Annotated in this window: 9 protein-coding genes; 4 read left to right on the top strand and 5 right to left on the bottom strand. The window is 63.6% G+C overall.

Going from position 1 to position 12,912, the window contains the following annotated elements:
• The first annotated feature begins 70 nt into the window (after window positions 1-70).
• From AC4FS3_RS12120 to AC4FS3_RS12105, 4 genes are all read left to right on the top strand, one after another.
• Entirely contained in the window at window positions 71-1,627 is a 1,557-nt protein-coding gene (locus AC4FS3_RS12120; RefSeq protein WP_491020780.1) for a sensor histidine kinase, read from the top strand.
• Window positions 1,611-2,192: a response regulator transcription factor gene (locus tag AC4FS3_RS12115; protein ID WP_491020779.1), complete on the top strand. Its 582-nt coding sequence runs from the start codon at window positions 1,611-1,613 to the stop codon at window positions 2,190-2,192. The genes AC4FS3_RS12120 and AC4FS3_RS12115 overlap by 17 nt, the downstream gene beginning before the upstream one ends.
• 88 nt (window positions 2,193-2,280) lie before the next feature.
• Window positions 2,281-2,766, top strand: coding sequence for a heme-binding protein (locus tag AC4FS3_RS12110; protein ID WP_491020778.1), 486 nt, complete (start codon window positions 2,281-2,283; stop codon window positions 2,764-2,766).
• A gap of 101 nt (window positions 2,767-2,867) precedes the next feature.
• A complete protein-coding gene (locus tag AC4FS3_RS12105; RefSeq protein ID WP_491020777.1) occupies window positions 2,868-3,467 on the top strand; it encodes an ankyrin repeat domain-containing protein in 600 nt (199 codons plus the stop codon).
• Between the two features lie 21 nt (window positions 3,468-3,488).
• On the opposite strand, the gene AC4FS3_RS12100 is transcribed toward AC4FS3_RS12105, so the two are convergent.
• The 5 genes from AC4FS3_RS12100 to AC4FS3_RS12080 all read right to left on the bottom strand — a co-directional run bounded on the left by AC4FS3_RS12100 (window position 3,489) and on the right by AC4FS3_RS12080 (window position 12,516).
• Window positions 3,489-4,235 carry an SDR family NAD(P)-dependent oxidoreductase gene (locus tag AC4FS3_RS12100; RefSeq protein ID WP_491020776.1) on the bottom strand — a complete coding sequence of 249 codons (747 nt, stop codon included), beginning with the start codon at window positions 4,233-4,235 and terminating at the stop codon, window positions 3,489-3,491.
• 222 nt (window positions 4,236-4,457) lie between these two features.
• The gene (locus AC4FS3_RS12095; RefSeq protein WP_491020775.1) at window positions 4,458-6,269 is read right to left on the bottom strand and encodes an AI-2E family transporter; all 1,812 of its coding nucleotides are present in this window, start codon (window positions 6,267-6,269) and stop codon (window positions 4,458-4,460) included.
• A gap of 451 nt (window positions 6,270-6,720) precedes the next feature.
• Complete coding sequence (locus AC4FS3_RS12090) at window positions 6,721-8,553, bottom strand: response regulator (protein ID WP_491020774.1); 1,833 nt, start codon at window positions 8,551-8,553, stop codon at window positions 6,721-6,723.
• Window positions 8,543-9,406, bottom strand: coding sequence for a CheR family methyltransferase (locus AC4FS3_RS12085; RefSeq protein WP_491020773.1), 864 nt, complete (start codon window positions 9,404-9,406; stop codon window positions 8,543-8,545). The genes AC4FS3_RS12090 and AC4FS3_RS12085 overlap by 11 nt, the downstream gene beginning before the upstream one ends.
• Complete coding sequence (locus tag AC4FS3_RS12080) at window positions 9,403-12,516, bottom strand: response regulator (protein ID WP_491020772.1); 3,114 nt, start codon at window positions 12,514-12,516, stop codon at window positions 9,403-9,405. Before AC4FS3_RS12080 ends, AC4FS3_RS12085 begins: the two co-directional genes overlap by 4 nt.
• Window positions 12,517-12,912 lie beyond the last annotated feature (396 nt).

Here is a 12,912-nt window from a genome sequence, read left to right as displayed (position 1 = left end):
ACCCAGGCCGCCGCCACAGGATCGCGTCGGCGGCGGCGGGTCCTGTTCGGTGCGGCAAGAGGCGCCTATAGTGTCCCTCGCAGAGGAGCAGGTTCAGGGAGGTGGGGAAGAGGTGCGCTTCAGAAGGGCTTCTTTCGCGGCGATCACAGCGCTGCTGGTGGTCGCAGCTGTCGGGGTCTTTTCCTGGCGGATGGCGGCGCGTGAGCTGGACGCCGGAGCGCTGCATCTCGAGACCGGACTCGCAGAAAAGCTCGCACAGCATGAGGCGCATCTGACGGCGCTTTCCGCCGTGATCCGCACGGCGGTCGAACAGGGATCCGGCCTCACCGGTGAGAACGCCCAGGGGGTACAAGGGCTTGCGGTGGCGATCCTGGAATTCTACCCGCGCATCATCGGTGTCAGCGTCTCGGCGGATGATGGCAGCCAGGTGATCGGCTTTGGAACTCCGGCCGGGCCGACACGGATGCCCGATGAGCCCGCGCCACCCCCCCTTGCCCATCCCGGCGCCACACAGACGGCGGCAGACAGCGGGGCCGGAACCTATCTTATCTACAAGCTGGTCCGTCCCGGCCTTGTGGTCCGGCTGAAGATTGATGCCCGCCGGATGCTGGACGAAGCCGCAATCCCTTCCGGGCTCAGCGCGAGCCTTTCGCTTGGCGAGACCATGCTGACGCCGCGCGACAACGTCGCCTCCGCGCCGTTCCGCTTGGCGCTAAGCCGCCAGATCGCCAATCCCACCCAGCCGCTGCGGCTGGATCTTGTGCTGTCGCCCGGTCTCGCGCAGATCCTGCCTTTGCCTGTCCTGGCGCCGCTCCTGGCGCTTGCTGTGGTGCTTCTGTGGCTGAGCTGGCGCAGCATCGATGCCCGCCGGAATGCGCGCCTGCAAGACCAGAAGCTTGCTCTGCTGGAACAGGAGGCGCGCATGGCCCATGCCGCACGGATTGGGCTTTTGGGGGAAATGGCCTCGGGGATCGCGCATGAGCTGTCGCAGCCGGTGGCGGCGCTTTCGGGGCAAAGCCAGGCGGCGAAACGGGCCCTGGCGCTGGACATGCCCGAGATCCTTGCCGAAGCCATCGACGCCAATATCCGCGAGGCCCGGCGCGCGGGTGATATTCTGGGCCGGATGCGCGCCTATATCGGCGGCACGCCGGTCGCGCCCCGGGCCTGGCCCCTGCGCAAGGCGCTGGAGGATGCGCTGCAACTGATCCGCCCCGAGCTGGTCCGGCGCGGGCTCGTGCTGCGGGTGGATCTGAGCGGTGATGCCACCATCCGCGTCGACCATGTGGTGTTTCAGCAGGTGCTGCACAATCTGCTGATGAATGCCGCCGAGGCGATGGCGCAAACCGCTGCGCCGGTGATTTCCATCACCACAGGCGCGGCGGGCGCGGGCATGGTTGCCCTGCTTGTGGCCGATAACGGGCCGGGGATCGCGCAAGACGACATCTCGCGCATATTCCAGCCGTTTTTCACCACGAAACCCGATGGCATGGGGCTTGGTCTTTCGCTGTCTGAGCGCCTGACCGAGGCTATGTCAGGCCGTCTTACCGCCGGGAACGACCCCACAACCGGCGGCGCGGTCTTCACCCTTTTGCTGCCGGAGGCGGGGCGTGATGATCTATCTCGTTGATGACGATGCCGCCGTCCGCCAGGCGATGACGCTTTTGCTGCGGACCTATCACAAAGAGGTCACCGGCTTTCCCGATGGCCCGCATCTTCTGGCCCATCTCGACACCGCCCGGCCCGGCGTTCTGCTGCTGGATCTGCGCATGCCGGTGATCAGCGGGCTGCAACTTATTGATCATCTGGGGCAGCGCGGCATTCACTGGCCCGCGATCATGGTGACCGGTCACGGCGATGTCGAAGCCTGCCGGCGGGCCTTTCGCGCCGGTGTGACCGACTTCCTGACCAAGCCGGTCGATGAACATGCGCTGATGGATGCGATCACCCGGGCCGAGGCACAACTGGCCGCCGATCTGCAGCGCGACGAGACGCGGCAGCTTTTGTCACTGCTGACGCAGCGCGAGGCCGAGGTGCTGGAAATGGTCGCGCGCGGGCTTGGCAGCAAGGATATCGCCACCGCCCTGCACCTCTCGGTGCGCACGGTTGACAGTCACCGCGCGGCGATTGCGGCAAAGCTCGGCACCGCAGCCGTGGCGGAACAGACCCGGGCCTGGATCTCGCTGCATCCGTAATCCTACCGATCCCTCCCCGTTATCCTGCGAATATGGCGCAAAGCCTGCCCCGGTTAGGGTGAGGGCATCAGCATTATGAGGGGACACCATGAAAACGATCATCAGCGCCGCAGCCATCGCCTGTTTTGCCCTGCCGGTCATGGCGCAGGACATTGTCGAACTCCGCAGCCTCGGCACCGGTCTCGCGGTCGAGATTGCCACCGCCACCGTCGCGGCCTGTGCCGCAGACGGCCATAATGTCGCGGCGGCAGTGACCGACCGCGCGGGCATCCTGCTGGCGCTTGTGCGGGCCGAGACTGCGGGCAATCACACTGCGGCTGCCGCCACCGCCAAGGCCTATACATCGGCCGCATCGCGGAACCCGACCAGCGGCATGGCCAAAACGGTCGCCGAAAACCCGGGCGCCGCCGGTCTGGCCGATATCCCGGGTTTCCTCGTGCTGGCGGGTGGTGTTCCCGTGCGGGCAGGCGATCAGGTCATCGGCGCGGTCGGGGTCGGTGGGGCTCCGGGGGGGCATCTTGACGAGGCCTGCGCCAATAAGGCGCTTGATCAGTTCGCCGACCGGCTGAAATGATACAAGGACCTGCGGGGGTGCAGCGTTACGCCCCCGCAGACCTCCACAGCGAAAAGCGGGGCAATGCGATGCGGATGATGATACTTGCGGGAGTTCTGATCATGAGCGGGCCTATGGCACAGGCGGATATTCTGGCAGCCATCAGCGCGGGAGATATCGTCGCGCTGGAGCGGGCGATCACCGCCGGCGAAACGGTCGACATGCAGAATGCCTCCGGCCAGACCGCGCTTCTGATGGCGGTCTGGAAGAACGACATCCCTGCGGCCCGGCTTTTGCTGGCCGCCGGCGCAGATGTGAATGCGAAAGACAACCAGCAGGACAGCCCCTATCTCGTGGCCGGTGCCGAGGGCCGCAGCGAGATCCTCGCGATGATACTGCGGCATGGCGCCGATCTGCACAGCACCAACCGCTTTGGCGGCACCGCCCTGATCCCCGCCGCAGAGAAGGGCCATCCCGACGCGGTGGCACAACTGATCCGGGCCGGGGTTGATGTGAACCATGTCAACCGGCTCGGCTGGACCGCGCTGATGGAGGCCGTGGTCCTGACCGATGGCGGCCCGGTCCATCAGGAGATCATCGCGCAGCTTCTGGCTGCGGGGGCCGATCCGGAGATCCCCGATCGCGACGGCATCACCGCGCTGGAACATGCACGGGCGCGCGGGTTCACGAAGATCGCCGAGATGATCGCGCGGCATAAGTGACAGCCCGCCCGGCCCGCCCCATCAGGACGGGAACAGGCCGCCCTCATCTGCGCCAAGTTCGATGGTCAGGGATATATGGCGCGGGCGTGTCAGCGCGAAAATCGACGCCTCCACCACATCCCGGCTCGTCGCCCGCATATTCTTTGCACGGGTGCCGTTTGCGGCCCAGCTCTGCCCGCCAGGCATCGCCTCGTCGAGATAAGGCGGGTTCACCAGGATCGAGCGGAATTTCCCGCCCCTGAACTCTTGCCTCAGCCCTTCGGCAAGCGCCACCTGGCCACGTTTGGCGGCATAGAACGGCACAGAAACCGTCTGCAGCGCCGCATTCGGCAGGCCGCTGATCGAGCCGATGGTCAGAATATCGGGCGCGTCGGACAGCTGCATCAAGGGCCGCAGCCCCTGTACCAGCAGGAATGTCCCGGTGATCGCGGCACTGACGACCGCCATCACCTCGGCTTCGGCATAGGGGGCCTGGCTGGCTTCAAGCCACATCGCGCCATTGTTGATCAGGATATCGACCGGGGCCTGAAATGTGGCGATCCGCGCCACTGCCTCTGTGACGCTTGCCGTATCGGCAAGATCCAGCGCCACGGTCTGCGCAGACTTGCCTCCGTGGTTAAGCACGGACCTGGCGACGGCTGCGAGATCAGCCTCGCGCCGTCCACACAGGATGAGTTTGCATCCCAATGGGGCCAGTGACAGGGCAAAAGCCGCGCCAAGCCCCCGCCCGGCACCGGTGATGACCACTGTTTTCCCGCTCAGATCCATCTCTGCACCTCTCACCGGCTTTGCCTCTATTTCCTGCCAGAGCGCCCCGTTTCTTTCAGAAGACTGACCGCTGAGGTTGCCTATCTGAGCGCGCTGCCCGCCGCCAGTGGCGGTCGGATGATCAGATGCCCGCCGCCACAGCATTGCAGCAAGCAGATCATGATCCAACGCGGCAGGTTGCGGGTGTGGCGGCGTGGCGGGGACTGTGCAGGCCCCGGCTCTTCAGGCCGCAGACCGGGGCCGGCTCGGTCGTTTGCGGGGCTGCGCTTCGGGAAGGGGCAGGGCGGGCACATCCTGCAAGGCTGCTTCCACGGCACCTTCCAGGGATGTCTCAACAAAATCCGCGCCCAGGGAACGGGCTTCGGCGAGCTTTGCGGGATCAACCGGCGCCGGGCCCGCTGACCCTTCAAGGATCAGATCTTTTGGCATCTGCCAGATCACGATGCCAAGACGCAGCCCCGCGCGCAGCCGTTTGATCCGCCTGATATGCAGCAGGGAGGCCCGTGTGGGCGTTGAATCCAGGAAACACAGGATCACACAATCGGTTTCCGCAAGGTTAAGAGCCGCAAGCCCGCCGGGCGTAAGATCCATATAGGATCTGTGGAGGACCTCGGCGCCTTCCTCCTGCAGGGATTGGGCAAGGATCGCCGCCGAGACATCATCTATGGGCCAGCGCCCGCCGAAACAGGTGATACGCAGCTGCGGCGCAGCCTGTGCTTCGCCGGCGTCTTCGGCCATCAGCGCACCGATATCCGATACAACTGCCATCCCGACTCCGGCGAGCCTGCTTTCCTGTCCGGGCGAGAGCACACCGCGGTCGCGGTCATCCTGGGCCATCAACAGGGCCGGAAGCGCTACATCACGGTGGAATTCGGCCGCAGTCATATCCTCAAGCAACTCTTCCGCACGCGAGGCCGCCTCGATCCGGTCGCCTGACAGCAAACGCTGATAAAACCGCTGGTGACTTGCCAGGACCGGCTCATCCCCGAACAGGATATCGAACAGCTCGAATTGTGGGATGTGACGGCCAAGGACGACCAGACACACGGTCAGCGGGGTCGACAGGACAAGGCCGAGCGGTCCCCAGAGAAAGGTCCAGAAGATCGCAGAGACGATGATCGCCAGCGAGCTCACACCGGTATTGGCCCCATAGAGCCAGGGTTCGATGATATTGGAGGTGATAAGTTCGACGACGGCAAAAAGCGCGGCGGTGTAGAGAACCGCAGACCAGTCTGAGGAAACCGCGAAGGCGAGGAACAGCGGGAAGGCTGCCGCAAGAACCGAGCCGATATAGGGGACGAAGCGCAGAACCAGCGTCAGCAATCCCCAAAGGGCGGCATTCGGCACCCCGATCAGCCAAAGACCAATCCCGATCGGCAGCGCGTAGATGGCATTGACCAGCAATTGCATCAGAAGATAGCTGCCAACTCTGCCGCCCGCTTCCTCGAGAACCTGGGTGGTCCGGTGCAGATCGGCGGTGCCCACCAGGCGGATGAACCTGTCACGCAGCCTGTCGCGCTCCAGCAACATGAAGATCACCAGCACGATCACAAGACCTGTCGTCGCGATGGGGCTGACGAGCGGGACCACCAGGCTTTGCAGGATTTCAAGCGGGTTGCTGGGCTGCACCACCTGCACCGGCATGGGCTGGGCCGCTGCCGTGCCTTCTCCCGGGAGGACGCCACTTATTTCAGAATTGATCGAGGCCGCCATCTCCATCAGGCGCGACATCAGGCTGGCCTCGCCCGAGGCGCTCTGGATCGCATCAAGCTTGCTGATGATATTTGCCTGGAAGCTGGGCAGCTTCACCGCGAGATCCGCCAGCTGATAAAAGACAATCAGGCTGAGCAGGCCGATCACGCTGAAGGCAAGTGCCGTGGCCAGCAGGACAGAGGTCAGCATCGGCAGGCCCATCCTGCGGGCCCCCGAAACCAGCGGTGACAGCGCGAAGGCGATCAGCATCGCGATGGCGATCGGCAGGAAAACATCCTGTGCAACATAAAGGACGGCGGCGACCGCGACGATGGTCGCCATGCGGGGAAGCGTGATCCTTCCGACCGATGAGGATGCGCTTTCAGTCAGAGAGGGTGTTTCCGACATTTGTCACCTGCACTCACATAGCCATGCGTCACATAAATCACGACAGGTCCGGACCTTTTGACCTGCCGTTATCGCTTTCGGGCGTGTCGAAATGCGCCGTCACAACAAACTGTGCCTCATGGCGCGGGGCTGCGTCAGTCCTGCACGGTTTGCGCCGATAGTCACCGGCGGCTGGCAGTCTGGCAAGGCAAAAGATCAGCGCAGCACCCGAAGGAATGACCCTGCAGAGGGTGAAGCCGACACAATGATGGCCAGACTGCGAAGGCGTCTTTCATCATCGCCCAGGGCCCCGGGCGGCGGGGCGCTTCCTCCGGATGCGGGCGTTTTGCTGCAACCATATTTCGGCGCCGTGTCTGGCAGTTTTCGTCAGGCATGGCCGTAGTTCTCAGCCCGTAGCGCGCCTGTTTTCGCCGGTCTGCAATTTAAGCACGACCTCCAGCAGCTTGTCCTGATCCACCGGCTTGGTCAGCAAGGGGGCGTCCTGAAAGTCACGCGGCAGTTGATCCCGGCTGTAGCCGCTGATGAAACAGAACGGCACGCCGCGCAGCCGCAATGTATGGGCAACCACATCCACCGGCGCGCCGCGCAGATTGCCATCCAGCAGCGCGAAGTCGAAATCCAGCGTGCGCGCCGCGACTATCGCCTCGTCAAGACTGGCCGCAATCTTCACGACCCGGGCACCGGCATCCTCAAGCACGTCGGAAAGCTCCATCGAGATCAGCGGCTCATCCTCGACCAGCAGGACCCGGCTGTCTTTGATGCCATCGCGCTGCGGCACGCCCGGCCGGGCAGCCCTGGTCTCAGAACTGCGCTGCGCGCCGTCAAGGCCAAAGCCGGAATGGATCATGATCCGCCAGATCACCCCGGCCCTGTTCCAGTTAACCTCGACCCGGCCATCGCCGACGCCGTTATGGATCAGATCGGAGCCGAAGCCACGCCGTGTGGGTGTGCTGACCGGGGGCCCGCCGGTTTCCTGCCAGGTCAGGCTCAGCCCTTCGGCGTCAATGGTCCAGGACAGGATCACCCGCCCCAGGGCCCGACCTGAAGCCTGCGACAGGGCGCCATATTTTGCGGCATTGGTCCCCAGCTCATGCAGGATCAGCGCGAGGCGCAGTGTCACTTCCGGCGACAGGGCCACATCGGGCCCGCTGACATCGATGAAATCGCGATCGAGGGTGCCGGCTTCGATCTGATCCCTTACCAGCTGGCCCAGTGACGCTTTGGACCAGGTGACATCTGACAGAATGGAATGTGCGCGTGCCAGCGCCTGGAGCCGGCCTGAAAACCGCAGATTGAACTCTGGCAGGGTGGTCGAGGTGCGCAGCGTCTGCCGCATGATCGCCTGCACATTGGCCAGCGTGTTCTTGATCCGGTGGTTCAGCTCTCCGACCAGAAGGGCACGGACCTTTTCGGATTGATGACGCTCGGTTGTCTCGAGCACCTGCAGAGAAAGCGAAGGGCTGCCGGTTGCCGGGTCGATCACCACCGAACCGTAGATTTCACAATTGATCTCGCCATTCGCGCCGGTGGCGACGGCCTCGGCACTGTGTCGGGCAACCGTGCCGGCGCCTGTGATCCAGTCCTGGAACTGCACCAGCGTCTCGGGCCGGAAACAGCCGGCCTCACCCAGATCGCGGCCCAGCACCCGGCCCGCACCGATGCCGAAGATCCGTTCGGCACCGCCCGACCAGCCAAGAAGGTTGAGGCTGGCATCGCATTCGATCACCCCAAGCGGGGAGTTGTCGGCATGGGCCCGCAGCGTGGCAATCGCAAGATCGCGCGCCTGGGCGCTTTCGCGCAGCTCGTCGCGCTGATGCTCGAGGTTGATGGTCTGTTGGGCCAGGCGGTAGAAAACCTCGGCTTTCGAGCGCAGGATGATCGGGTCAATCGGCTTGTAAATATAATCAATCCCGCCGGCCTCATAGCCCTGGAAATGACGGATCTCGTTGTGATCGGCTGCCGTGACGAAAATGATCGGGATCTCGCGGGTCCGCGCGCTGCCGCGCATCAGTTCGGCCAGTTCATAGCCATTGGTGCCGGGCATCTGGACATCAACAAAGGCCAGACGGAAGTCATAATGCAGCATCAGCTCCAGCGCTTCGGTGGCCGAGCGCGCCTTGTGGATCTCCAGCCCGTCGCGGCGCAGCAACGTCTCCAGCGCGAGCAGATTCTCGGGGAGATCGTCAACCAGCAGGAAACGGATGGCTTTATTGGGCATTTTCAATCTTTTCGATATTCGTGCGGCGCCAGATGCGCTCACCCTCGTCATGGGCGCTGAAAGCAGGTTTGATCTTTGAGAACCGCAATGTCTCATGCGAGCCAAGGCCAAGGAAGCCACCACGCACCAGCGATTCAGCGAAAAGCCCCAGAACGCGGTTCTGGAGGGTTTCATCGAAATAGATCAGCACATTGCGGCACGAGATCAGATGCATTTCGGAAAAAACCTGATCGGTCGCGAGGTCATGTTCGGAAAACAGCGTGCGCTGGCGCAGATGGCGGTGGAATGCTGCGCCGCGATAGGCTGCGGTGTAATAATCTGACAGCGTCGTCTTGCCGCCGGCCGCGCGATAATTCTCGCTGAACTTTGGCACGCGCCCGGTTTCATAGATCCCCGCCGAGGCTTTGCTGAGCGCGCGGCGGTTGATTTCGGTCGCATAGAACATGGTGCGATCCAGCAGGCCCTCTTCGGCAAAGAGAATGGCCAGAGAATATAGCTCCTCGCCATTGGCGCAGCCCGGCACCCAGACCTTCAGCGAGGGGAAAGTCTGCAGATGCGGGATCACCTTCTGGCGCAGGGCCAGGTAATAGCCCGGATCGCGGAACAGATCGCTGACCTGGACGGTCATGGCGTCAATCACGTCATGCAAAAGCTCCGGCTCGCGCAGCACCCGCGCCTGCATCGCCGAAATGCTGTCGCAGCCGAGACGGGTCCGCGCCACCTCCACCCGCCGCACCAGCGACGAGCGGGCGTAAGCGCTGAAATCATAGTGATAGCGCCGCCGGAGCGCCTCAAGAAACAGATCCGTTTCAATATCGCTGATCTTGTCGCTGACGGAAACCGGGGTCGTCATTTCGGCATCCAGACCCTTATCAGCGACAGAAGTTTGTCAACATCAAGCGGTTTGGCGAGGTAGTCATTCGCCCCGGCGGCGAGGCATTTGGCCTGATCATCGGCCATGGCTTTCGCCGTCAGCATGATGATCGGCAAGGTCCGCCATTTCGAAATGCGCCGGATCTCTTTGGTCGCGGTCAGCCCGTCCATCTCGGGCATCATCACATCCATCAGCACCAGATCGACCGGAGGCTCGGCGCCATCCGTCACCCGGCCCAGCATATCCAGCGCCTCGCGGCCATTGCGGGCGATGCGGATATCGACGCCATGCGGCTCCAGCACTCCGGTCAGGGCGTAGATATTGCGGACATCATCCTCGACCACGAGGATGCGGCGCCCGTCCAGTTCCGAATCGCGGTTCAGCGAGGCTGCCAGCATTTCGCGCTGACGCTGCGGCAGATCCGAGACCACCTGATGCAGGAACAGCGTCACCTCATCAATCAGCCGCTCTGGCGATTTTGCGCCTTTGACGATGATCGATTGCGAATGGCGGCGCAGGCGCTGCTCCTCGGCTTCGGAAAGCGCGCGTGCCGTATAGACGATCACCGGCGGGAAAGAGGCGGTCTCGTCCTGGCTGAGCTGTTCGAGAAGATCGAACCCCGTCCCGTCGGGCAGGTTCATATCCAGCACGATACAGTCGAAGGTCTTGTTGCGGCAGGCGGTCAGCGCGGCAGCTGTTGTCGCGGCACCGGTGACCTCGACCGCGTCCGAGCCGAGAAGCGCCTTGATCCCCGACAGCTGCGCCGGATCATCCTCGACCACCAGCAGGCGGCGGAGCCGGCTGTTGGCCTGGAATTCGATACTGTCGAGCGCCTCGATCAGGGATTCCCGCGCCACCGGCTTCATCAGGTAATTCACCGCGCCCTTCGCCATGGCATCACGGGTGTGATCTGCGGCTGAGACGACATGGACCGGAATATGCCGGGTCGCGGGCGCGCGCTTCAGGCGGTCCAGCACCGTCAGGCCGGAATGATCGGGCAGGCCCATATCGAGGATCACACCCACCGGCAGATAGGTCTGCGCAGCCCGGACCGCATCATCGGCGCTGCTGACCACAATCGCGCGGAAGCCGCGCTCATGCGCAAGATCAAGCAGGATGCGGGCAAAGGCCGGGTCGTCCTCGACGATCAGCAGGCTGCGGTCATCCTCGCCCAGCTCGCCGCGATCGTCATTCAGGTCGATGATCTGGCCCGGGCCGCGCAGTGGCATGGGCTGCGTTTCCGCGGCGCGCGGCGGGGCGGCGGGCTTCAGTCCGGGCCGAAGCTCTGCCGGCGGCAGTTCATCGATCTCTTTCAGGGTTTTCGGCAGCGAGAGCGAGAAGACACTTCCCTTGCCGGGCGCGCTTTCCAGCGTGATCTGCCCTTCCAGCAGATCGGCGAGATCGCGCGAGATCGCAAGGCCAAGACCGGTGCCCCCAAAGCGGCGCGAGATCGAGCCATCCGCCTGGCGGAACGCTTCGAACACGGCTTTGTGCTGTTCGGGATCAATGCCGATACCGGTATCCTTCACCCGGAAGCGCACGCCCTCGCCCTCGCGCGTCAGTGACAGCGTGACCGCGCCGTGATCGGTGAATTTCAGCGCATTTCCGACGAAATTGCGCAGAATCTGCTCGACCCGCGAGGGGTCGGTGATGATGCCGGGAATATCCCCGGAAATCTCGGTCTCGAGCTTCAGACCTTTTTCCGACGCCGCGAAGGTGAAGGCGCGCGCGATGCGCTGCACAATCTCGCGCGGATCGCTGGGTTCGGGCGAGATCGCCACCTTTCCGGCCTCGATCCGGGCCAGATCCAGGATGTCATTGATCAGCCGCAGAAGATCTTTGCCCGAGCTTTCCACCGTTTCGGCCCAGCGGACCTGTTCGCCCGTCAGATTGCCACCACGGTTTTCGCTGAGCAGCCGCGCCATGATCAAAAGCGCATTCAGCGGCGTGCGCAGCTCATGCGACATATTGGCGACGAATTCGGATTTGTAGCGGCTTTCGCGGGCCAGCTCCTCGGCCTGTTCAGCCAGCTTGCGCCCGGTCGCCGCCAGGGTGTCGCGCTGCTCTTCCATCTCGGCAGTCTGTTGCTCAAGCTGGGCGTTCTGTTCTTCCAGCGCCGCCTGCTGATCCCGCAGCAGCGCCTCGCTGCGCTTGAGCGCCTCGGTCTGTTCCTCAAGCTCGGCATTGGTGTCGGCCAGCCGCTCGGAATGGCTGCGCAATTCCTCGGATTGCTGGCGGGTCTCATCCAGCAGCTGCTGCACTTCCTCGCGGTACAAAGCCGAGCGCAACTCGACCCCGGCCTTGTCGCCGAGGCTTTCGATCAATTCCCGCTCCGCGTCGGTCGGCTCGCGGTCTAGGCCGATCTCGATCACCCCATTGACCACGCCATTCTCGCGGGTGGGCACGATCACCGAACAGGCGGCCCGGCCCCGCATCAGCCCCGACCCCCAGTCAAGCGCCGCCTCTCCCGGCGCCATCAGCACCACAGTTTCATTGCCCTGCAATGCCCGGCGCAGATGACCGGCCTGGCGACCAGGCTGCCCCTCATGCAGAGCCTCGGCCGTGTTGGCGGTTCCCCAGGAGGCGACCGGGATCAGGCTGTCCTGCTGCTTTTCCCACAGGACCGCCGCCCGCGCCCCAAGCGCCCCGGCAACCAGCCGCAGCGTGTTCTCGCCGATCTGCACCCGGCTCAGATCGCCCTCGAGCGCTTTCGCCAGCGCCATCTCGATGCTCTTGCGCCAGTCCTCGGCCGCGATGCGCAGGCGGTTTCGCACCATGAATGTCCCGGCCACGGCCAGGAATATCAGCGATGCCGAGGCAAGACTGCGGTTCGAAAGCGCGATTGCGACGTTGTTTTCGCGCTCATCCAGAACATAGCCGAGGATCAGCATCACTATGCCGACCACCGCGATCGTCGAGGGCAGCCAGAGGAACCGCAGCGAGAAGCTGACCGCCAGCGCCAGAAGATAGCCCAGCCAGACCGCATGGCCCAGCGGGATATTGAGATCGGCAATGAAGCTGATCAGCATAATCGCCACGATGACGACAAGGCCCGAAACATCGAGGTAGTCTTTGCTGTCAGTCTTCATCCTGGTCTCCCCCAGCAACCTGATCCGGCAGCGCCATAGTTACATGACTATTCCTTAGCGGGTTCATAATAACAGACGATCACGCTATGGGAGTAAGCCGAAATGCCTTGAAAAGCCAGCCCGGGACGCAAGGATACTGATGGCCTGTTGGATTTGGCGGCTGCGCATTGCGTTCGCCATGAAAGCGCAGGGGGCCTCATCATGTGCTTGTTCCGCGACGGCAATGAGCGCTGAATGCTGTTCTTCGTCAGGATGATATGGGCAGCACCCGTGAGAGGGAAGGCCCGGTTCGGAGGTGACGTGACCCGGGCGGGATGACGCAAAAGACGGTCTCGCCGGAGGCCTGGCCTGAACCGGCAATCGGGGTCTCAGCCTTGCGATTTCCGGCCCGGACAG

The sequence above is a fragment of the Pseudogemmobacter sp. TB195 genome (assembly GCF_058313095.1).
This window is presented reverse-complemented; position numbering and strand designations above follow the sequence as displayed.